The organism is Streptomyces sp. NPDC039423 (assembly GCF_055598725.1).
On the sequence record NZ_JBVKAH010000002.1, the window covers coordinates 995898 to 1016767 of the forward strand.

A 20870-nucleotide genomic window follows, 5' to 3' on the forward strand; every position below is an offset into this window, starting at 1 on the left:
CCACCATTTGGGGTAGCGTCGATGGTATGAGGACAAGGCCGCTCACCCTCCTGTCGGTCCTGTCGGCGCTCGCGGGGCTGGCAGTGGCGCTGCTCCTCGCCCTGGCGCCCGGCGCCGGGGCCAAGGCCACGGGGCTCCAGGACGCGGCCGCCGCCCTGAAGCAGGGCCCGGTGTACGTCCATCCCGACGCCAGGGGCCAGATGTCCGCCGCCGAGGCCGACGCCCTGGCGGACAAGATCCGCGACGCGGACAAACCGGTGTTCGTGGCCGTCCTGCCCGCCACGGCGGAGTTCCCGCAACAGGGCCTCCTCCAGAACCTGCGCACCCAGACCGGCATCACCGGCCTGTACGGCGTACGCCTCGGCGACCGGTTCGCCGCCGGCGCGGACCGGGCGGTGATGTCGGACCAGGCCGTCCAGAACGTCGTCCAGTCCGTCCGCCAGCCCGGCGTGGACACCGTCACCGAGCTGAACAACTTCGTCGACCAGGCCCTCCCGCAGGTCCGCGGCGACGCCCCGTCGAGCTGGTCCGGCGTCCCCGGTGAGCGCGCCCCCGTCGCCGGACTGATCGCGATCGGCGCACTGGCCGCGGCCGGCGGCGCCACTGCCCTCACCGTCACCCGCCGGCGGCGCCGGCAGGCGGAGCGGCAGGAGCGGGAAGCCCTGGACAAGCTCCGGGTCGTCGTCGACGAGGACATCACCGCCTACGGCGAGGAACTCGACCGGCTGGACTTCCACCCGGCCGAGAAGGGCGCCGACGACGCCATGCGCGCCGACTACGAACGCGCCCTCGACTCGTACGACAGGGCGAAGTCACTGATGGGCCAGGCCCGGCACCCCCACGACGTACGGGGCGTGACCGAGGCCCTCGAGGACGGCCGCTACGCCCTGGCCGTCCTCACCGCCCGCCGCGAGGGCCGCCCGCTTCCCGAGCGGCGGGCACCCTGCTTCTTCGACCCGCGCCACGGCCCGGCCGCCACCGAGGCGGAGTGGGCGCCGACCGGCGGCGCGGTGCGCGAGGTGCCGGTCTGCGCGGCCGACGCGGCACGCCTGGCGGAGGGTGAGGACCCGATGGCCCGCACGGTCGACACCGAGGACGGCCGCCGCCCCTACTGGGAGGCGGGACCCGCGTACGGCCCGTGGGCCGGCGGGTACTACGGCGGTGGCCTCCTGCCCGGCCTGCTGATGGGCACCATGCTCGGCTCGATGCTCTCCTCCCCCGCGTACGCGGGGGAGTACGGCGGCGGGTACGAGGGCGGCGACTTCTCCGGCGGCGACTTCAACGCCTCGGACTTCGGCGGCGGCGGAGGCTTCGGCGGCGGCGACTTCGGTGGCGGCGGCGACTTCGGCGGCGGCGGGTTCTGACGCGCCGCGCGCTCCGTCAGGTCACGCGGGCCTCACCCGTCCGAGCAGCGCGCCACCGGCGATCCGGGCGGGCAGGCACAGGGTCTGGCCGTGCACGGCGAACAGCTCGTCACGGGAGGAGAACCGGCCCAGGTCCCGCCGGACCATCGCCGACAGGTCGTACGAGGCGCAGCCGTCGGCGCCGCACACGGAGCCGTCCCAGTCCACGGCGGTGGACGACAGGGCCTCGAACAGGGTCTGCGGCCCGCTGTTGGTGAATCCCCGCGGATCGCGCGCCCCCAGCTCGTCGAGCGGCCCGTACAGCTCCGACACGTTCACCCAGGCCCCGTCGAGGCGGAACTCCGGCCACGCCAGGACGACCGCGTCCGGCACGAGCGGGCGCAGCCGCGGGAAGCGCGGGTACCAGAACGTGCCGTCCACCAGCAGCCCGCGCACCCGGGTGGGCACACCGGCCGCCCGGGCCACCGCCTCCAGGACGGCCAGCCGCTGACTGCACGACCCCCGGCCCCTGGCCAGGGTGCGGGAAGCGGGCCGGGTGTCGTCCATCGCGTACACGGGCCGGACCCGCTCGCCGATCAGCCGGTGCGCGGCGAGCAGCACGGGGCGTTGCCCACCACCGGCCGCGGCGCCCCGCGCGTCCTCCAGCAGCCGCTGGATCCCGGCGTGCCGCCAGTCCAGGATGCGCGTCGCCGCCACCGACCCGCGGGCCCCGGCCCCGTCCCCGGGCGCCGGCGACCGGCGCTTCCACCACGGAGTCAGCATGGCGCTCGTCATGAGCGGATGCTAAGGCACCGCATAATCGCGGGATGCGCCCGCCCGCCCCCACCGGTCCCCTGGGCAGGGACCGGCTCCCCTCCCTCACCGGCCTCCGGTTCTGGGCCGCCCTGCTGGTGGTGCTCTACCACCTGTCCCGGCAGGCCGGTGAGCTGCCCGGCATCAGCGAGGCGGCGTGGTACGGGCGCAGCGGGGTGACGTTCTTCTTCGTGCTGTCCGGCTTCGTCCTGGCCTGGACGTACGACGGCAAGCGCGTCCCCGCGCCGGTCTTCCTGTGGCGCCGCTTCGCCCGGATCTGGCCGCTGCTCGCCGCCACGACCGCGCTGTCGGTGGGCGCCTGGCTCACCCTCGGCCAGGACGTGCCGGCGAAGGCGGTGGCCGCGTCCCTGCTGCTGGTCCAGGCCTGGGCACCCGACCCGGTCGTCCTCCGTGGCGGCAATCCGGCGGCCTGGTCGCTCAGCGACGAGGCGTGGTTCTACCTGCTCTTCCCGCTGCTGATGGCCCTCCCCGCCGTGCGCTCCGGGCGCGGCCGTCGCCGGACCGCTGCCGCGGCGTGCGCGGGCGCGGTCCTGCTGTGGCCGGCCGGCGCGCTGATCGCCGACGCCGCCACCCGCACCTGGGCGCTGGACTACCTGCCCCCGACCCGGACCTTCCAGTTCCTTCTGGGCGTGGTGACCGGGCTCGCGGTGGCCCGCGGGTGGCGGCCCCCGGTCGGGCTGTGGCCGGCGGTGGCACTGGTACTCGGCTGGCACCTGGCGCTGGTGCCCTGGTCGGCCGCCGTGCCGGATGCCCTCTGGTACAGCCCGTACTCCGCCTCCCAGTTGCTGGCCACCCCGCTCTTCGCCCTCCTGGTCGCCGCCGCCGCCCGCGCCGACCTCGACGGCCGCCGCACCGGCCTCGGCGGCACCTGGTCGCTACGGCTCGGCCACTGGTCGTACGCCTGGTACCTGATCCACGAGATCGCCATCCGCCTCTGGCTGGGGTACGCCGGGAAACCCGACGGCCCGACCGCCACGGCAGCGGTCTGGTCGCTCGTCCTGGCCGTCAGCCTCACGGCGTCGGCCTGCGCCTACCACTGGGTGGAACACCCTCTGGAACGGCGGCTGCGCGCACTGGGGCCGGGTGCGGGATCCCCCACACCCGGCCCCGGCGCACGGCCCCGGATCAGCGGCCGTCGGTGACGACCTGGTTGGCCGGCAGCCAGTGGCCGGTCAGTTCGCCGGCCGCGATACGGCACATCGCCCGGCCGTTGACGATCGCGCGGCGGTCGAACGTGAAGCTCTGCTGCTCCGCCGACTTGAGCGTCCGGGTGGTCCCCGCCGCGTTGGTCCCGAAGTCGTAGGCGGTGACCTCACGGCCCGCCGGGATCGTCAGCGTGCGCTGGACGCGGTAGGTGAAGGGCTGGTGCTCCCCGCGCAGGAAGACGTTGGGCCAGGACTCGCCGATCCACATGCCCTTGTACGCACCGGCGCTGATCCGGTACCAGATGCCCGCGCCGATGATGCGGCGACGCTTGTCCACCGGGGCCTGGGTGGCCTTGGCGAACGTGACCTTCTTGGTGCCGAGGATCTTGTCGAACCCGGTGCCGGCCTTCTCGTTCTCGTAGTACTCGCCGGTGTCTTCCTTGGTGCCGTTGGCGAGCGTCACGACCTTCGTGTCCACCCGGTAGAGGGTGTGCGTGCCCTTGCCGATGGCGATCGACGAGCCGGGCTTCACGCCGGACGGCGGGACGTCGTCCGTCAGCTGGTCGAGCTGGTTGGCGAAGACCACGCTGTTGGTGTGCCAGTGGAGCTGCATCCACAGCGTGATGTGGTGGTGGTGGTACGTGGGGGCCGGGATGCGGTGCGTCTGGCAGTAATACGAGAACTTCTTCTCGTTGCGCAGCAGCGGGAAGTACCGGGCGATGGTCGAGCAGGCGCCGTCGTAGAGCTGGGCCGCCAGCTCGTTGCCGGTGAGCTGGAAGTAGTCCCACAGGCCGAACATCGCGAAGATCATGCCGTTGTAGGTGTAGTCACCCGTGCCCGGCGTCTTGAACGGGTACTCCTGGATCCACAGGTAGCCGGCCCGGTCCTTGTTCACGACCCACGGGTAGGCGTTGTCGGCCCGCAGCAGCGAGGCGAAGGCTCCGCCCGCGGCCGTCGTGTAGAGCGTGCGCTCCTGCTCGGTGACGCCGTCGAGCTGCGCGAGCTGGGCGAAGAGGCTGATCGCCTCGCCCTGAGCCATGCCGGAATACCAGGGGGCCTTGTAGGCGACCCCGCTGTGCTCGGCGTGGGTGTAGTCCCACGGATAGGGGAAGTACCAGGCCCCGCGCGTCTCGACGCGCTTGGTGATCAGGCGGTTCGCCTGGTCCTTGGCGCGCTTGAGGAACAGGGCCTTGCGGGTGGGGTCCTGCTCGGTGCGGTAGCTGGCTATGCAGCCGAGACCGAACTGGATCTGGCCCACCGGGTGGTCGTAGCCCACTCCGCCCGGCTTGGTGCTGCCGGGAGCGGGCTTGTAGTACATGTACACACCCTGGGAGTTCAGGTGGTACACCGACGACGCGGGCGGAGTCACGTTCGCCCAGGCCGTCGGACGGTTGCGCCACGGGCGCAGGGACTCCGGGAGGTCCTTGACGATCGTGTAGCCGTTCCTCTTGAACTCGAACGGCAGGGTGGTCGGTATGTCCTTCTCGACCGCCCGGGGGTCCGGCTTGCCGTCCGCGTACGGGATGCGGCGCGGCGAGCTCGGTATGGAGGCGGTGCCGTCGTCGAGGGGGTCCGGCAGCGGCGGCAGCGGTATCTCGTAGGCGCCGCCGCTTCCGCCGGGCAGGCTCAGTGCGAGCGAGCGGGGCATGTTGGCGAACGGGTCCGGCGTCGGGTTGTCGAAGACCCCCGTGGCCATCGCGGTGAAGGTACCGCCCCCCACGGCGGCCACACCGGCGGCCGTACCACCGGCCAGACGTATGAACCGTCTGCGGCCGACGGCGGCGCGCCTCTTCCCTGACATGACTGAGTACCCCCCAAGGGCATGAACGATGGTGAATGTGGATCGTATGTGAAAGGTGGGAAGATCCCATAGTCGGTTCGGCCTCGCACAAACAAGCTGGCCGAAAGCCGATCTGACGGCCCGTCCGGGCCGTCCCCGGGTGTGTCAGGAGCCGGTTCCATCGGCGGTGACGCTCGTTGCGGCCACCCAGTAACCGGTCAGAGCGCCCGCGGCGATCCGGTACATCGGGCGTCCGTTGACGATGGCGCGGCGGTCGGCCGGGGCGTTGGACGGGGTCGCGAAGGAAACCGTCTTGATGCTCGCCGCCGTGCCGTCCTCCGTGAAGCGGTAGACATCGACGTCCCTTCCACCGCCGGGGAAGGTGAGCGTGCGCTGCGGCCGGTACGCGGTCGCCAGGTACTCGCCCCGGAGGAACGAGGTCGGCCACACCTCGCCGACCCACCATCCGGTGTAGGCGCCGGCGCTGATGCGGTAGTAGATGCCACGCCCCTGGATGCGGCGCCGCATGGACGCGGCCGCCTGCGTCGCCCGGTCGAAGGTGACCTTCTTCACCTCCAGCTGTGCGTCTTCTTTCGCTTTGTCCCAGCCTCCGTCCGCCTTCGTGTCCAGCCGGTACAGGGTGTGGGTGCCGGCCGCGAAGGCGACCGTGGACCCCTCACGCAGGAAGGGTGAGGGGAAGTCGTCGGTGAGCACGTCGGTGTGGTGGGCGAAATCGGGGCTGCCGGTCTGCCAGTGCAGCTGACGGAACAGGTTGATGTGGTGCTGGTGGTACGTCGGCGCCGGTATCCGGTGCGTCTGGCAGTAGTAGGAGTGCCAGCGCACGTTGCGCAGCAGCGGGAAGTACCGCGCGATGGTGGTCGCCGAGCCGTCGTACAGCGCCAAGGCCAGGTCGTTGCCGGTGGCCGCGTAGTAGTCCCACAGGCCGAACATGGCGAAGACCATGCCGTTGTACGTGAAGTCACCCGTCCCGGGCTGTGCGCCGGGGTACTCCTGGATCCACAGGTACCCGGAGGGGTCCTTGTGCACCGCCCACGGGTACCCGTCGTCCCCGCGCAGCAGTGACGCGAAGGCGGCGTCGGCCGCCTGCCGGTACAGGCCCCGCTCCTCCTCGGTGACGGTGCCGGTGTCGAACTGTGAGAGCTGGATGAACAGGCTGATGGCCTCGCCCTGCGCCATGCCCGAGTACCAGGGTGCCTGGTAACTGACGCCGGTGTGGGTCTCGTGCGTGTAGTCGAACGGGTACGGGAAGTACCACGCCCCGCGGGCCTCGACCCGCCGGTCGATCAGCCGCTTGGCCTGGGCCTTCGCCCGGGTGAGGAACAGCGCCTTGCGGTCGGCGTCGGTCTCGGTGCGGTAGCTGGTGAGGCAGCCGAGCGCGAACTGGATCTGCGTCACGGGCTGGTCGTATCCGGGCCGGCCGAACCCCTCGCGCACCTGCACGACACCCTCGGCGTCGAGGAACTGCTTCTCGGTGTCGGGAGTGATGTCCTCCCAACGCTTCGGCCGGTCACGCCACGGCCGCAGGGCCTCCGGGAGGTCCGTGACGATCCGGTACCCCGCCCGGTTGAACACGAACGGCAGCGTGGTGGGTACGTCCTCGCCCGCCACCCGAGCCGAGGGCTTGCCCTGTGCGTACGGGATACGGCGGCTCGGCCGCGAGATCCGGGCCCCGTCCATCTGGTCGGGCAGCGGCGGGAGCGGGGCGTCACCGTTCACCCGGCGCGGCACGCTCAGCGCCAGGGAACGCGGCATGCCGCGCAGCGGATCAGGTCCGGGGAGCGGCGCGGCGACCGCGGTCGCCGCGCTCCCGACGAACGTCCCCCCGGCGGCGACGGCCGCACCCGCTATGGCCCCCTTGGCGGCCAGACGTATGAGACCTCGGCGGTCCATGGAGCGGTACTCGGACATGACGATGTCGCCCTCGCTTCTTCGGAGTGGGTACACGACGAGGCAGGGCCCGCCGATGGGCGGGCCCTGCCTCGACTGTCAGTTGGAGGAGCTGAGGACCTCGGTGGCGCCGAACGACCGGGCGCCGGCGTGGTGCACGCTCGCGCGTGACGAACTCGGTCTCACGGGAAGGGCACCCCTCTTGCATGCCGTCCGGCTGCTCTCCATGGACGGTGGCGGTCATCAGCCCCGACAGCCTAGGGGCGCACGTCGCGCACTTGAGCGATTTGTAGCCAGCGCCCGCATCGGGGGCGGGGGAGCGGAGCCTTGGCGAGGTCGTGTCGAGGCTTCGTAGAGTGACGGTATGTCACGAACGTTCGAAGAGCTCATCGCCGAGGCCGAGGCGGTCGACGTCTCCGGGTGGGACTTCTCCTGGCTGGAGGGCCGGGCGACGGAGGAGCGTCCCTCGTGGGGGTACCAGCGCCTGATGGGGGAGCGGCTGGCCCGGGCGTCGGCCGGTCTGGACGTCCAGACGGGCGGCGGCGAGGTGCTGGCGGGTGCGGGGACGTACCCGCCGGTCATGGTGGCGACCGAGTCGTGGCCGCCGAACGTCGCCAAGGCCACCGGGCTGCTGCACCCGCGCGGGGTGGTCGTGGTCGCGGATCCGGACGAGCCGCCGCTGCCGTTCGCGGACGGGGCGTTCGACCTGGTCACCAGCCGTCATCCGGCCACCGTGTGGTGGGGCGAGATCGCCCGGGTGCTGCGGCCGGGAGGGACGTACTTCGCGCAGCACGTCGGGCCGGAGACGGTCTTCGAGCTGATCGAGTTCTTCCTGGGGCCGCTCTCCGCCGAGGTACGCAGGCTGCGGCACCCGGACGAGGAGACGGCGGAGGCGCGCGCGGCGGGGCTGGAGGTCGTGGACGTCCGCATGGAGCGGCTGCGGATGGAGTTCTTCGACATCGGCGCGGTCGTCCACTTCCTGCGGAAGGTGATCTGGACCGTGCCGGGGTTCACCGTGGGGGAGTACCGGGAACGACTGAGGGACCTGCACGACCTCATGGAGGCCGAAGGTCCCTTCGTCGCTCATTCGTGCCGGACCCTCATCGAGGCCCGTAAGCCGCGGTGAGCCGTCACTCGGCGGTCTTGATCGCGGAGATCTCGAACGTCAGCTTGATCTTGTCGCTGACCAGGACGCCACCGGTCTCCAGCGCGGCGTTCCAGGTCAGGCCCCACTCGGAACGCAGCAGCTCCGCCTTGCCCTCGAAGCCGACGCGCTCGTTGCCGAAGGGGTCCTTGGCGGCGCCGTTGAACTCCAGGTCGATGGTGATCGGCTTGGTGACGCCCTTGATCGTCAGGTCGCCGGTGATGCGGTAGTCCGTGCCGCCCAGCGCCTCGGCGCTCGTGGAGCGGAACGTCATCAGCGGGAACCGCTCGGCGTCGAAGAAGTCGGCGCTGCGCAGGTGGCCGTCGCGGTCGGCGCTGCCGGTGTCGATGGAGGCGATCGTGACGTCGATGGAGGCGCTGGAGGCCGCGGGGTCCGAGCCGTCCAGATCCAGGGTGCCCTCGTACTCGGTGAAGGCGCCGCGCACGTTGGTGACCATGGCGTGGCGGGCGGTGAAGCCGATGCCGCTGTGCGAGGGGTCGATGGTGTACGTACCGGTCAGGGCGGCCAGGGCCGGGTCCACGGCGGCGGAGGCGGTGGGGAGGGTGGCGGTGCTGGTGCGGCTGAAGAGACCCATGATGACGTTCTCCTTCGTGGTTGGTTTAACCTTCAACAAGTTCGACTGTAGACCCATTCCGTTCAACTTTCAACCACTCTCTCGGGTCGTCCTCGCCGGACCCCTGGCGTACGCCCGGCCCGCTCCGGCACCATCTGTCTGCTCCACCTGCACGCGCACCGTCAGCCCCGGTATCCGCAGGAGGAAACGATGAAGCTCCGCCCCGTCCTGACCGCCCTGGTCCTGCTCCTGGGAGCGCTCTTCGCCCCGGGCTTCGGCGTCGTCAGCGGCGCGACCGACGCCCACGCCGTCACCAAGATCAGCCACGCCACCGCGACCTCGATGTTCCGCTCGTCCGGGATCACCTGGTCGTCCTCGGGCGGCTGCTCGGACCGCAACAACCCCACCTGTACGTCCTTCGAGCAGCTCAACCTCGCCACCGCCCAGGGCGCCCAGACCCTCCGGAGCGCCAGCGGCTGCGCGCTCAACATCACCGGCGGCACCGAGACCGGCCACGCCGGCGGCACGTACTCGCACTGGAACGGCTACAAGCTCGACTACAGCAAGTACACGTGCATCGGCGGCTACATCAAGAACACCTTCACCTACATCGGCCTCCGGGGCGATGGCGCCCCCCAGTGGAAGTCCGGCTCCGGCAACGTCTACGCCGACGAGGGCAACCACTGGGACGTGACGTACTACAACTGCGGCGGCTGCTGACCGCCGCCGAAACGGCACTGACAGGTCATCACCGGCGTGGTTAAGATGCCCGCGATGACTACCTCCTCGTACGGATTGGGGGCTTCGTTCGCTCAGGGTGAGTGCTGATGGCACATCACACCGCGAACGGACTTCCTCCCCACCTGCTGATGTGGCAGCGCGTACGCGAGTACGCCGTGCCACCGTCCATGATCGAGACCGCGACCGCCCGACGTGCGGCCGGCGACTGGGCGGGGGCCTGCGCCGCCGCCCGGATCGACGTCGACCTCGATCTGCGCGCCGTGCGCGACCGCCACGGCACCGACCTCGTCACCCGTCTCCGTGCCGACCTGCGCCGGCTGGCCCCGGACCTGCTGCGCTGGCACATGCCCCGGATCGCCCCCGACGGGCGGCTCCGGCCCGGCCTCACCGTCCCGCTGGCCCGCTACCCCGCGCGGGCCGGCGGCACGGCGCACCTGGTGGTGCGGACACCGCCCGCCCGCGCGGAGGCGGGGCAACGGATGTCCCTGGCCCTCTGGGACGGCACAGCCCCGTGCATCCCGCACCCCCATCCGCGTCCCGACCGGCGCTTCCGGCTGGACCTCCACCGGCACCTCTGGGACGCCACGCGCAGCGGCGAGCTGGCCCGGCGGTGCGGCGATCCTGCCGACGGCCCCTGGGCGGTGACGCGCTGGGCCGCCGAGGCCGAGTTGCTGCTCCGGGCGGAGGGGCGCCCGCGCGGGGCCTTCACCGTGCGGCTCGGCGCGCGGAGCCGGGCCGTGTTCCACCTCGTCGCCCCCGACGAGACCCACGCCCCGACGTTCCGGCCGCTGCCCGGGGCGCTGCCCCCGCAGGTGGTGGCGGCGCTCCCCGTACTGCCGGAGGCGGCGGCCCGCGTCCTGCCGGACCTGGAGCTGCTACGGGCCGGGCTGGTCACGCCCGGGCGGCTGCACCCCCTGGTCGCCACCGCGCTGGGGAGGTCCGGACCGGCACCGGCGGGCGGCCCCGTTCCCGAGCACGATGACCCGCACCGGGTGGAGTGCCGGGGCGAGGTCCACCGGATCGCCCTGCGCGACGGCGTCCTGACCGCGGTCGACCACGCCCCGGACCAGTTGCGTCGCGAGGACCTGCTGGTGGCGCTCGGCGGACCGCCGCTGCCCTGCCTGCGGGCCATCGACGCGGTGCACCGCGACCCCGAGGCGCTGCCCGCCGTCCGCGAACGGCTCCGGCATGGGGACGTCGGCGGGGCGCTGGCCGTCGTCGAGGGGCTGCTCGGCCCCCGCGCCGTCCTGCGTGACGGCCCGCTGAGGGACGAACTGGAGTCGGCCGCCCTCCGCCGCGTCGAGCACGGGCTCTTCCGCTCGGGACCGGCCGCCGCGCCACAGGGCCACCGGCTCCGGCTCGACCGCCGTACACCCCCCGCCGTACGCCGCAAGCGCGGCACCCGGTCCCGGCCCCGTACCGCCCTGACCGACTGACGGCCCGTCCTGGCCGGCGGTCCGTCCTGACCGCCTGACCGCCTGACCGCCTGACCGCCTGACCGCCTGACGCTCCGCCCTGGCCGCCTGACGGTGTCCGCGGACGCCCGACGGCCGGGGCGGGTGCCCGCACGCCCCACGATCCGCGGCCGGCCGGCCGCGTCCCGCGCCGCACGGCCCCATGACCTCCGGGACGAGCCGTCCCGTTCCCTCTCACACACCAGGTGATGCCCACATGACGTCCTCCGCCCAACTCTCCCTCGCCGACGACCTCCTGACCCTCCTCCGCACGACCACCACCGAGCCGCGCCCCGACGAGCAGCTCGAAGCGCTCACCGTGGCCGTCGCGGCCGACCTGCCCGTCCTCCTCTGGGGCGAGCCGGGGATCGGCAAGACCGCGGCCCTCACCCAGCTCGCCACTTCCCTCGACCTGCCCCTGACGACCGTCATCGCCAGCGTCCACGAGCCGTCCGACTTCTCCGGACTGCCCATCGTGGGCGACGACCCGGCCGTCCAGGGCGTGCCCATGGCACCACCGCAGTGGGCCGTCGAACTCGTGCGGGCCGGGCGGGGCCTGCTGTTCCTGGACGAACTGTCCACCGCCACCCCGGCCGTCCAGGCCGCGCTGCTCCGGGTCGTCCTGGAGCGGAGGGTCGGCGCGCTCCGGCTTCCCCCGGGCGTACGGATCGTGGCGGCGGCCAATCCGCGCGCGTCGGCGGCGGACGGGTGGGAGCTGAGCCCGCCGCTGGCCAACCGGTTCGTGCACCTGTACTGGGTGCACGACCGGGAGGTGGTGGTGCGCGGGCTCGGCGGTGTCTGGCCCCGGGCGGAGCTGCCCCGGCTCGACCCGGAACGGCTCCCGGAGGCGGTCGCCCTCGCCCGCCGGGCGGTCTGCGGCTTCCTGAAGGCCCGGCCCACGCTGATCCACCGGCTCCCGAGCAGCGAGACGCGGCGCGGCGGTGCCTGGCCCTCGCCCCGGAGCTGGGAGGCCGCGCTGACCCTGCTGGCCTTCGGCACGGCTGCCTCCGTCTCGCGGGAGGTGCTGGCCCTGCTGGTGAGGGGCGCCGTGGGGGACGGGCCCGGGCTCGAACTGCTCGCCCATCTGGACCGGATGGACCTGCCGGACCCGGAGTCGCTGCTGGCCGACCCGGCCGCCGCCGAACTGCCCGAGCGCGGGGACCTGCGGCAGGCCGCGCTGGAGGCGGTCGTGGCCGCCGTCGGGGCGCGGCCGGAGCGCGAGCGCTGGGAGGCGGGCTGGGCGGTGCTGGTACGGGCGCTGGAAACCGGCGCCCCCGACCTGCTGGTCGCCCCGGCGACGGCGCTCGCCGGGCTGCGGCGCGACGACTGGGAGGTGCCGGAGGCGGTGGAGCGGCTCGCCGGGGTGGTCGGCCTGGCCGAGCGCGCGGACCGGTCGGTGGGCCGGGCCACCGCGCCGGCCGGCGCCGGCGCCGGGCGTACGGCGGGAGCACGCCGATGACGGCGCCCGCGCGGCACCCGCGCCCGGGCCCCCGCCCGCTGCCCCGCCCCATGCCCCCGCCCCCGCCGCCGCGCCCTGTGCGGCCCACGATCCCCGGCCCGCCGCCCGGCAGCACCACCCCCGCCATCCCCACGACCGCCCCCGTCCCCGCCCGCGGACCTGCCACCCCCACCACCCCCACCACCCCCACCACCCCCACCACCCCTGGCCACCCCGGCGACCACCCCCGCGTCCGTCCCCACGACCACCCCGTACCGTCACTCGACACCGAGAAGCTGCTGGCCGCCCGGCTGCACGCGGTGAAGGTCCGCCCCTACCTGGCGGCCGCGCTCTTCGCGCTGCACGTCGTCGAGGACCGGTCGGTGGGGACGATGGCGGTCGACCCGTACTGGCGCTGTTACGTCTCACCCGCCTTCGTGGCCCGGATGCCGCTGGAGGAGCTGGCGGGCGTCTGGGTGCACGAGGTCTCCCACCTGCTGCGGGACCACCACGGGCGGGGCGAGCGGTACGCCCGCGAGCGCGAGGAGTACGGACCGGGCGAGCGGCTGCGGCGGAACATCGCCGCCGACTTCGAGATCAACGACGACATCTACGGGGACGGCCTGCCCGTGCCGACCGGGGTCGTGCGCCCCTCGCTGCTCGGACTGCCCGACGGCCTGTTGATGGAGGAGTACCTGCGCCGCTCGTCGATGTCGGGGCTCGCCCCGGAGCTGGCCTGGCTGGACTGCGGCAGCGGAGCGGACGGCGGGGCCCGGCCCTGGGAGCTGGGCGCCGATGGGGCGCACGGGCTGACCCGGCAGCAGCGGGACGCGGTCCGCTTCCGGGTCGCGGAGGGCATCAGGGGCCGGCCGGGCGAGGCGCCCGAGGGGTGGCGCCGGTGGGCGGACGAGGCGTTCCACCCGCCCCAGCCGTGGCGGCGGTTGCTCGGCGCGGCGGTCCGCTCGGCGGCCGGCGCGCCGGGGGTGGGCGAGGACCACAGCTACCGGCGGCCGTCCCGCCGCTCGGCGAGCGTGCCCGGGGTGCTGCTGCCGAGCCTGCGCCGTACACCGCCCCGGGTCTGCGTCGTGATCGACACGTCCGGGTCGGTGAGCGACGCCGAGCTGGGCAGCGCGCTGCTGGAGGTGGCGGCGATCTCGCGGGCGGTGGGCGGCCGGCGCGACCTGGTCTCGGTGATCTCCTGCGACGCGGCGGCCGGGGTGGCCGTCCCCCTCTGCCGCGCCGAGAACATCGAGCTGGTCGGCGGCGGGGGCACGGACCTGCGCTCCGGGTTCGCCCGGGCCCTCCGCTCCCGTCCGCGCCCGGACGTCGTCGTCGCCCTGACGGACGGCCAGACGCCCTGGCCCTCGGCGCCGCCGCCGTGCCGTACCGTCGTCGGGCTCTTCCCCCGTCCGGCGGGCGCGGTGGACGAGACGAACCCCGCGTACGTGCCGGACACCCCGCCGTCCTGGGCGCGGGTGGTCACCATCGGCTGAGGCCCCGGGGCGTGTGGCGGGACCGTGAAGAGCGCCGGGGACCCGTCAACGGCCGTGAGCGCGGGGCCCTATGCTGCCGTGAGCATTTCAAGAACACCAGCGGAAACCAACGGGGACATGAACAAGTACACAGTGATGGCCGCCGGTCTCGTCCTGTCGCTCGGGCTCGTCACGGGCTGCTCCTCCGGCGACGGCGCCGGCGCCGGCGACGGCGACGGGCGGACCGTGGCCAAGCCCGGGGACGGCGGCGCGGCACCCAAGGGTCCGGTCTACGCCGGTCCCGCGATACCCGGGCTCGCCGCCCGGCCCGCGTGGAGCCTGCCGGCCGCCCACGCCATCGACCTCGGCGAGACGCTGCTGTTCGTCAAGGACGCCCAGGGCGCGTACGCCACGGGCGAGGGGTACAACACGGAGCCGGTCGACGGCTCGGTCGGCACCCTGCACTTCAGCAACGATCCGGAGCCGGCCACCCTGGAGTTCCGGGACGTGAGGACCGGCGCGGTGCGCACGTCCCTCAAGGTGACGACCGACCGGGTGGCCGCCACGACCTGGCACGGCGGGGTCCCGGCGGTCGCGGTGTTCGCGGGCGCCACCAAGGAGTCGGACGGCCTGAGCGCCGAGAAGACCACCACCACGGTCACGGTCTACGGGAGCGACGGCACCGAGCTCGGCAAGGCGCAGCGCGAGGGCGACACGTTCCACGTCGGCGAGGGCCACATCATCGAGCAGGAGGAGGACCAGGACGAGAGCCTGAAGCTCACACCCGTCGAGGGCGGGGCGACCCGCACGGTCACCTGCACGGGGCTGCTGGCGAGCTGCGGCTACGACCCGCGCAGCGGCGAGATCGACGGCGGCCAGGCCCACGCCCCCCTGATCACCGGGACGTACGCCTTCCACGTGGAGAACGCGTCCACCTACGAGAGCGAGCCCGAGCAGCTCGTCATGACGGAGCTCGCCACCGGCAAGAAGGTGTGGAGTTCGGCGGACGTCACCCCGCCGGCCGGTGTTGAGGTGAAGGACGGCAAGCGCACCAGCGGCGCCCTCCGGGTCCTCGACGTGCGCGACGGCAAGGTCCTCACCGCCTGGGGCGCGGGCGCCCTTTCGCCGGACACGTGGGTGACCGCGACGTACGACGTGGCGAGCGGCAAGCAGATCGGCGGGTCCTCGACGTACTCCTACGAGGACAGCCCGAACGACACCGTCAACACCGAGGGCTCCTCCGTCTTCACCCCCGACCACGCCCTCGCCGCCGCCCACACGAAGAGCGGAACCGCCGTCTGGCAGCCCGCCGACGGCAAGGAGGTGTGGGCGCAGAAGGGGGGCGAGAAGGCGATGCAGCCGCTGCGCTTCTCCCCGACCGGGGTGCTGTACGGCAGCACCAAGGAGGACGGCTTCAGCGAGACCGAATTCCTGGCGGTGGACGGCCGCACCAAGAAGGTGCTGGCGAAGAGCCTGCCGGAGGAGAACGTCCCGCTGTTCACGGAGAAGACCGGGTACGGCTACCTCAGCACCGAGAAGGGCTTCTTCGTGTTCCCCTCCCAGGGCTGAGCACCCGAAGCACCCGTACCACCGCGGCCACTCCCACCCCCACCGCCCCCGTACCGCCCGCGACATGGAGAAGCCGGAGAGGCCCGCCCGGGATGCGGGCCCCTCCGGCCGTTGTGGACCGCACGCGCCGCCATGCCCCCTCCGGCCGTGCGGGGGAGGGCGTCAGCCCACCGTCAGGGTGAACCGGCGCGGGTTGCCGTCGTGGGCGGCGCCGGAGACGTCCGGCCGGCCGTCCGGACGGACGTCGTCGTACGGGAAGGCGTACCCGATCGGCGTGTTGGCGTGGACCACCCGGGAGAAGTGGTTGGTGGACGGGTCGCGGTAGTAGTCGGAGGGCGCCGGGCCGTTCGGCTGGTCGGGGTGGGTGAGGAGGGTCGTCCGGTTGAAGCCGGCGGCGAGGCGGGCGAGCAGCGCCTTGCGGTCGTCGGAGTCGTGGGGGTTGTTGGCGAAGGGCCCGTGGTTGCAGGTGAAGACGTCCTTGGAGGTGGGGCGGGTGAAGCTGTGGCCGCCGGTGAAGGTGAGGACGTCGCCGTCGACCCGGCCCACCCGGACCCCGCGCCCGCCCTGGAGGTCGATGCGCAGGTCGGTGGTGCGGTACTTCTGCCAGACACGGTCGATGTAGCCGGTGAACGCGGTACGGAAGGGCATCCGGTCGGGGCGGTCGAAGTACGGCGCCATGAGGTTCTGCGGGGAGATCACCCGCAGCACCGAACCGTTCGGGGCGCGGACGACCAGCTTGTCCCACGGCTGGCCGTCCCGCGCGGCCTGGGCGACGAGCCCGTCCGCGATCCGCTGGAGGGCGCCGGCCGGCAGCGGGGCGACGGTGTGGGTGGCGTCGCCGGTGAGCGTGAGGCCGATGGGCAGGGCGGTCACCAGGTCGACGTAGCTGATGTTGGCGTACAACTGCTGCGGGTTGAAGGTGAATTCGGCGAACGACCAGATCCGGCCGTAGTTGGGATCGGCGGAGGTGGCGAAGGCGGGTTCGACCAGGGCGGGGCCGGGATTGAGGAAGAAGTCGAGCTTGTTGTCCCGGACGAAGTAGACCCGGGCGCCGTACATCTGGGGAAGCGTCAGGACGACCGGGCCGGCGCCCGCCGGGCGCAGCGGTATCGCGCAGTCGACGGGCAGGGGGGTCATCGGGGCGCCGGGGGAGTCCGGGCGGTAGACGCCGCCGCCCGGGCGCAGCAGCACCCAGCGCCCGGTGCCCTGCTCGTGTCCGGTGACGTAGGCGCGGACGGTGCCGGGCAGGGACCGGTTCTCCAGGGCGAGTTCGCAGGTCGCGGGTGCGGCGGAGGCGGTCGTCGCGCCGCGCGGCCCGAGGGCGGTGGCCGTGGCGGCGGCCGCCGCACCGGTGAGGAGGGCGCGCCGGGAGAGCGTGCGGGGGGAGGCGTGTGACGCCATGGTGCACTCCTGGGGAGTGGGGGGTGGGGTGCCGCTCACTCTGGCGCTGCCCGAAAGTGACGTCAAGACATAGGAGTGAGAGCGCTCTCAGTTTGTGTGTTCCTTCAGAACGTGATGGTGTGCAGGGCCACTTGGACAACCGCGGCGGTGTTGTTGGACCGGAATCGCCGTGCTCGGCCCGTGCCGTTGACGACATCGCCGGCCGACCGGTACGTCAGGTGGGGTGACATCGAGCCGCTTCCCCGCCCGCGGCCCCGGACGCCTCCGTACAGGTGACGGCGACCGGGTCGGTACCGCGGTCGCGGGCGGCGCCGGGCACGCTGGGGGCGGTCCACCGGGCGGCGGCGCGGGCCGCCGGGCGGTGCGGCCCACCCGGGCGGCGGCGCGGCCCCCAGGACGCCGGAGCGGCCGCCCGGGCGTCCAGGCGGGCGGGCGGCCAGTCATCCGGCCGTCCGGGTCGTGCTCACCGCAAGGTTCCGTCGCCGAGCCTCCAGGAGGCCCCCGTGCCCACCCCGCCCCCGCCCCACCGGTCCCGCCGCGCCTTCCTCGCCTCCACCTCCACCGCGGCCCTGGCGATCGCCGCGGCCTCCACCGCAGCCCTGGGAACCGCCGTGCCCGCCCACGCCTCGCCGGCCGCGGACGACTTCGACACGCTGCGGCTCCGCTGGGCCGCCCTCCAGCTCGGCACCGGCTACGACCCGGCCGCCGAACCGTACGCCTCCCGCCTCGCCGGGACCGGCGACCTCGCCGCCCGGTACCGCGCCACCATGGCCCCCACCGCCACCTCCCTGTGGCCCGGGTACTCCTTCGACCCGCCCTCCGGGATCACCCAGAGCTACCACCGCCTGTGGACCATGACCCAGGCGTACGCCCAGCCGGGCACCGGCCACACCGGCGACCCCGGCCTCCTCGCCGACGTGCTGCGCGGCCTCGACCACCTCTCCGAGCGGATCTACCACCCCGGAACCATCCGCTACGGCAACTGGTGGGAATGGCAGATCGGCAGCCCCCGCCTCCTCATGGACATCGTCGCCACCCTCCACGACGCCGTCGGCCCGGCACGCGTCCAGGCCGCCTGCGCCGCCGTGGACCACTTCGTCCCCGACACGGTGCTCGGCGACTACAGCGGCACCTCCACCGGAGCCAACCGCGTCGACCTGTGCCGGTCGGTCGCGCTGCGCGGCGTCCTCGGCAGGGCACCGGCCAAGCTCGCGCTCGCCCGCGACGCCCTCTCGCCGGTCTTCCCGTACGTCACCCGGGGCGACGGGCTCCACGCCGACGGGTCGTTCGTCCAGCACACCTGGGTCGCCTACTCCGGTACGTACGGACAGGTCCTGCTGGACGGGCTCGGCCGCCTGTTCGCCCTCCTCGCGGGCTCGCCCTGGGAGGTCACCGACCCCAACCGGAGGATCGTCCTCGACAGCGTCGAGCGGGCCTTCGCGCCCCTCATCCGCAACGGCCTGATGATGGACAGCGTCAGCGGCCGTGCCATCAGCCGGGGCATCCTCCGCAACGACCCGCTCGGGACCCTGCGCGGCGACCACTTCCACGGCCAGGGGATCATCGCCGCCATCGCCCTCCTCGCGGGCGGCGCCCCGCCCGCCGAGCGCGACCGGTGGCACGCGCGCGTGAAGGGCTGGATCGAGCGGGACACCGTCAGCCCGGTCCTCACCGCCTCCCAGTACGGCGTCGCCGACCTCGCCCGGCTGCACGCGGTCGCCGCCTCGCCCGTCCCCGCCGCGCCCGAACCGGTCGGCCACACCCTCTTCGCCGCCATGGACCGGGCCGTGCACCGCCGCCCCGGCTGGGCGGCGAACATCGCCATGGCGTCGGACCGCATCGCCCACTACGAGTGCGGCAACGGCGAGAACCCGCGGGGCTGGCACACGGGCGCCGGGATGCTCTACTGGTGGGGGCCGGGACCCCGGGGCGACGCCCAGTACACCGACTGGTTCTGGCCCACCGTCGACCCCTACCGGCTGCCCGGCACGACCGTGTCCACCACGCGGCTCCCGGACCGGGCGGGCGGCGAATGGGGCGAGCCGAAACCCGCCGTGCGGTGGGTCGGGGGAGTGACGGACGGCGAGTTCGCCGCCGTGGGCCAGCACCTGAAGGGCCTCGGCTCCACCCTGGAGGCCCGCAAGTCCTGGTTCTGCGCCGCCGACACGGTCATCTGCCTCGGCGCCGGGATCCGCTGCGCGGACGGCGTCCCGGTCGAGACGGTCGTCGACAACCGGAACCTGGGGGAGGCGGGCGACGAGCCGTTCACCACCGGGACGGGCGGGCGCTGGGCGCACCTGGAGGGGCACGGGGGCTGGGTCTTCCCGGGCGGTACGGACCGGCTGCGCACCCTGGAGGAGGACCGCACCGGGGCCTGGCGCGACATCAACGCCACGTCCACCACCGAGCGCCGCACCCGCCGGTACCGGACGCTCTGGCTCGACCACGGCACCGACCCGGTGGACGCCTCGTACGCGTACCTCCTGATGCCGGGCGCCGCGCGGCGGACCGTCGCGGCCCGGGCGTACGACCCCCACTGGCTGGAGGTCCTCGACAACACCGCCGCCCGCCAGGCCGTCACCGTGCCCTCGCTCGGGCTGACCGCCGCGAACTTCTGGCAGCCCGGTACGGTGGGGCCGCTCACCGCGACCGCCCCGGCGAGCGTCCTCGTCCGCCGGCGGGGCCGCGAGGTGACGGTCCGAGTGAGCGAGCCGCCGCGCACCGGACTCCCCCTGGACCTCACCTGGCACCACCCGGTCCGTCGCGTCACCGCCCATGACCCCTCCGTCGAGGTGCTCGCGACGGGCCGCGCGCTCCGGCTGCGTATCACCCCCGGCACCGCGTGCGCCGGACACGGCTGCACGGTGATCATCTGATCCGTTTGTAGAATGTCCACAACGCGCGGGCTGTTCGGCTGGCAGTTCGACTGCACCGGGGAACGGTTCTGTCCAGGGCTCACAGCAGATGGGTCGGGAGACTGTACAGAGTCGACGGCGGGTTTTCCTTGGTCGACTTCGTAGGGTCGATGCATGACCGTTGTGGACGAAACCCAGGGCGAGCCGACCGATGCCCGTGGGCGTGTGGCCGAGCTGCACGCCCTGCGCGAGGAAGCCCTGCGTGGCCCGAGTGACCGGGCGACGGAGGCGCAGCACGCCAAGGGCAAGCTGACCGCTCGTGAGCGGATCGAGCTGTTGCTGGACGCGGGCTCGTTCCAGGAGGTCGAGCAGTTGCGGCGGCACCGGGCGACCGGGTTCGGTCTGGAGGCGAAGCGCCCGTACACCGATGGTGTCATCACCGGTTGGGGCACGGTCGAGGGCCGGACGGTGTTCGTCTACGCGCATGACTTCCGGATCTTCGGTGGTGCGCTGGGCGAGGCCCACGCCACGAAGATCCACAAGATCATGGACATGGCGATCGCGGCCGGTGCGCCGCTGGTGTCGCTGAACGACGGTGCCGGTGCCCGTATCCAGGAGGGCGTGTCCGCGCTCGCCGGGTACGGCGGCATCTTCCAGCGCAACACCAGGGCGTCGGGTGTCATCCCGCAGATCTCGGTGATGCTCGGTCCGTGCGCGGGCGGCGCCGCCTACAGTCCGGCGCTGACGGACTTCGTGTTCATGGTCCGTGAGACCTCGCAGATGTTCATCACCGGTCCGGACGTCGTCAAGGCGGTCACCGGTGAGGAGATCACCCAGAACGGCCTCGGTGGCGCGGACGTGCACGCCGAGACCTCGGGCGTGGCGCACTTCGCCTACGACGACGAGGAGACCTGCATCGCCGAGGTCCGCTACCTCCTGTCGATGCTGCCCTCCAACAACCGCGAGAACCCGCCCACCCACCCCAGCGAGGACCCCGCCGACCGCCGCTCCGAGGTCCTGCTGGACCTGGTGCCGGCGGACGGCAACCGGCCGTACGACATGGCCAAGGTGATCGAGGAGCTCGTCGACGACGGGGACTACCTGGAGGTCCACGAGCGGTGGGCGCGCAACATCATCTGCGCGCTGGCCCGGCTGGACGGCCAGGTCGTGGGCATCGTGGCCAACCAGCCGCAGACGCTGGCGGGTGTGCTG

Annotated in this window: 15 protein-coding genes; 10 read left to right on the forward strand and 5 right to left on the reverse strand. The window is 73.3% G+C overall.

The window, feature by feature from the left end; all coding sequences use genetic code 11:
- Nucleotides 1-26 precede the first annotated feature (26 nt).
- Complete coding sequence (locus ACZ7LK_RS10515; RefSeq protein ID WP_471139517.1) at nucleotides 27-1364, forward strand: hypothetical protein; 1338 nt, start codon at nucleotides 27-29, stop codon at nucleotides 1362-1364.
- A gap of 21 nt (nucleotides 1365-1385) precedes the next feature.
- Here the strand turns inward: ACZ7LK_RS10515 and ACZ7LK_RS10520 are convergent, their stop codons facing one another.
- On the reverse strand, nucleotides 1386-2138 hold the full coding sequence (locus ACZ7LK_RS10520) for a transglutaminase domain-containing protein (RefSeq protein ID WP_471139520.1): 753 nt from the start codon (nucleotides 2136-2138) through the stop codon (nucleotides 1386-1388).
- Nucleotides 2139-2170: 32 nt separating this feature from the next.
- Between ACZ7LK_RS10520 and ACZ7LK_RS10525 the strand changes: the two genes are divergently transcribed.
- A complete protein-coding gene (locus ACZ7LK_RS10525) occupies nucleotides 2171-3319 on the forward strand; it encodes an acyltransferase family protein (RefSeq protein ID WP_471139523.1) in 1149 nt (382 codons plus the stop codon).
- On the opposite strand, the gene ACZ7LK_RS10530 is transcribed toward ACZ7LK_RS10525, so the two are convergent.
- Together ACZ7LK_RS10530 and ACZ7LK_RS10535 are read right to left on the reverse strand one after the other, a co-directional pair.
- Nucleotides 3303-5018, reverse strand: a complete 1716-nt coding sequence (locus ACZ7LK_RS10530; RefSeq protein WP_392271849.1) for a D-glucuronyl C5-epimerase family protein — start codon at nucleotides 5016-5018, stop codon at nucleotides 3303-3305. The genes ACZ7LK_RS10525 and ACZ7LK_RS10530 overlap by 17 nt on opposite strands.
- 249 nt (nucleotides 5019-5267) lie before the next feature.
- Nucleotides 5268-7031: a D-glucuronyl C5-epimerase family protein gene (locus ACZ7LK_RS10535; RefSeq protein WP_471139526.1), complete on the reverse strand. Its 1764-nt coding sequence runs from the start codon at nucleotides 7029-7031 to the stop codon at nucleotides 5268-5270.
- A gap of 343 nt (nucleotides 7032-7374) precedes the next feature.
- Between ACZ7LK_RS10535 and ACZ7LK_RS10540 the strand changes: the two genes are divergently transcribed.
- A complete protein-coding gene (locus ACZ7LK_RS10540; RefSeq protein WP_471139529.1) occupies nucleotides 7375-8136 on the forward strand; it encodes a class I SAM-dependent methyltransferase in 762 nt (253 codons plus the stop codon).
- Between the two features lie 4 nt (nucleotides 8137-8140).
- On the opposite strand, the gene ACZ7LK_RS10545 is transcribed toward ACZ7LK_RS10540, so the two are convergent.
- Nucleotides 8141-8749 (reverse strand): YceI family protein, encoded by a 609-nt coding sequence (locus tag ACZ7LK_RS10545; RefSeq protein ID WP_392271846.1) that lies wholly within the window; start codon nucleotides 8747-8749, stop codon nucleotides 8141-8143.
- Nucleotides 8750-8938: 189 nt separating this feature from the next.
- Between ACZ7LK_RS10545 and ACZ7LK_RS10550 the strand changes: the two genes are divergently transcribed.
- From ACZ7LK_RS10550 to ACZ7LK_RS10570, 5 genes are all read left to right on the forward strand, one after another.
- On the forward strand, nucleotides 8939-9448 hold the full coding sequence (locus tag ACZ7LK_RS10550) for a hypothetical protein (protein WP_392271845.1): 510 nt from the start codon (nucleotides 8939-8941) through the stop codon (nucleotides 9446-9448).
- A 107-nt stretch (nucleotides 9449-9555) separates the two neighbouring features.
- Nucleotides 9556-10905, forward strand: coding sequence for a hypothetical protein (locus tag ACZ7LK_RS10555; RefSeq protein WP_471139533.1), 1350 nt, complete (start codon nucleotides 9556-9558; stop codon nucleotides 10903-10905).
- 235 nt (nucleotides 10906-11140) lie between these two features.
- Entirely contained in the window at nucleotides 11141-12382 is a 1242-nt protein-coding gene (locus tag ACZ7LK_RS10560) for an AAA family ATPase (RefSeq protein ID WP_471139535.1), read from the forward strand.
- On the forward strand, nucleotides 12379-13854 hold the full coding sequence (locus tag ACZ7LK_RS10565; protein WP_471139538.1) for a vWA domain-containing protein: 1476 nt from the start codon (nucleotides 12379-12381) through the stop codon (nucleotides 13852-13854). Before ACZ7LK_RS10560 ends, ACZ7LK_RS10565 begins: the two co-directional genes overlap by 4 nt.
- A 117-nt stretch (nucleotides 13855-13971) precedes the next feature.
- Nucleotides 13972-15402 carry a WD40 repeat domain-containing protein gene (locus ACZ7LK_RS10570; protein ID WP_392271841.1) on the forward strand — a complete coding sequence of 477 codons (1431 nt, stop codon included), beginning with the start codon at nucleotides 13972-13974 and terminating at the stop codon, nucleotides 15400-15402.
- A gap of 162 nt (nucleotides 15403-15564) precedes the next feature.
- Here ACZ7LK_RS10570 and ACZ7LK_RS10575 read toward each other — a convergent pair whose 3' ends face one another.
- Nucleotides 15565-16803 carry a glycoside hydrolase family 64 protein gene (locus tag ACZ7LK_RS10575; RefSeq protein ID WP_471139541.1) on the reverse strand — a complete coding sequence of 413 codons (1239 nt, stop codon included), beginning with the start codon at nucleotides 16801-16803 and terminating at the stop codon, nucleotides 15565-15567.
- Nucleotides 16804-17372: 569 nt separating this feature from the next.
- Here ACZ7LK_RS10575 and ACZ7LK_RS10580 point away from each other — a divergent pair.
- Together ACZ7LK_RS10580 and ACZ7LK_RS10585 are read left to right on the forward strand one after the other, a co-directional pair.
- Nucleotides 17373-19679 carry a polysaccharide lyase 8 family protein gene (locus tag ACZ7LK_RS10580; protein WP_471139592.1) on the forward strand — a complete coding sequence of 769 codons (2307 nt, stop codon included), beginning with the start codon at nucleotides 17373-17375 and terminating at the stop codon, nucleotides 19677-19679.
- 153 nt (nucleotides 19680-19832) lie between these two features.
- Nucleotides 19833-20870: acyl-CoA carboxylase subunit beta (locus ACZ7LK_RS10585; RefSeq protein ID WP_471139543.1), on the forward strand; the 1038-nt coding region annotated here is incomplete at its 3' end.

Excerpts from the sequence above, each read along its gene's own strand:
- ACZ7LK_RS10555 (WP_471139533.1), top strand. The coding sequence starts at position 9,556 with ATGGCACATCACACCGCGAACGGACTTCCTCCCCACCTGCTGATGTGG.
- ACZ7LK_RS10525 (WP_471139523.1), top strand. The coding sequence starts at position 2,171 with ATGCGCCCGCCCGCCCCCACCGGTCCCCTGGGCAGGGACCGGCTCCCC.
- ACZ7LK_RS10560 (WP_471139535.1), top strand. The coding sequence starts at position 11,141 with ATGACGTCCTCCGCCCAACTCTCCCTCGCCGACGACCTCCTGACCCTC.
- ACZ7LK_RS10535 (WP_471139526.1), bottom strand. The coding sequence starts at position 7,031 with ATGTCCGAGTACCGCTCCATGGACCGCCGAGGTCTCATACGTCTGGCC.
- ACZ7LK_RS10550 (WP_392271845.1), top strand. The coding sequence starts at position 8,939 with ATGAAGCTCCGCCCCGTCCTGACCGCCCTGGTCCTGCTCCTGGGAGCG.
- ACZ7LK_RS10570 (WP_392271841.1), top strand. The coding sequence starts at position 13,972 with ATGAACAAGTACACAGTGATGGCCGCCGGTCTCGTCCTGTCGCTCGGG.
- ACZ7LK_RS10530 (WP_392271849.1), bottom strand. The coding sequence starts at position 5,018 with ATGGCCACGGGGGTCTTCGACAACCCGACGCCGGACCCGTTCGCCAAC.
- ACZ7LK_RS10520 (WP_471139520.1), bottom strand. The coding sequence starts at position 2,138 with ATGACGAGCGCCATGCTGACTCCGTGGTGGAAGCGCCGGTCGCCGGCG.
- ACZ7LK_RS10540 (WP_471139529.1), top strand. The coding sequence starts at position 7,375 with ATGTCACGAACGTTCGAAGAGCTCATCGCCGAGGCCGAGGCGGTCGAC.
- ACZ7LK_RS10515 (WP_471139517.1), top strand. The coding sequence starts at position 27 with ATGAGGACAAGGCCGCTCACCCTCCTGTCGGTCCTGTCGGCGCTCGCG.
- ACZ7LK_RS10565 (WP_471139538.1), top strand. The coding sequence starts at position 12,379 with ATGACGGCGCCCGCGCGGCACCCGCGCCCGGGCCCCCGCCCGCTGCCC.
- ACZ7LK_RS10545 (WP_392271846.1), bottom strand. The coding sequence starts at position 8,749 with ATGGGTCTCTTCAGCCGCACCAGCACCGCCACCCTCCCCACCGCCTCC.
- ACZ7LK_RS10575 (WP_471139541.1), bottom strand. The coding sequence starts at position 16,803 with ATGGCGTCACACGCCTCCCCCCGCACGCTCTCCCGGCGCGCCCTCCTC.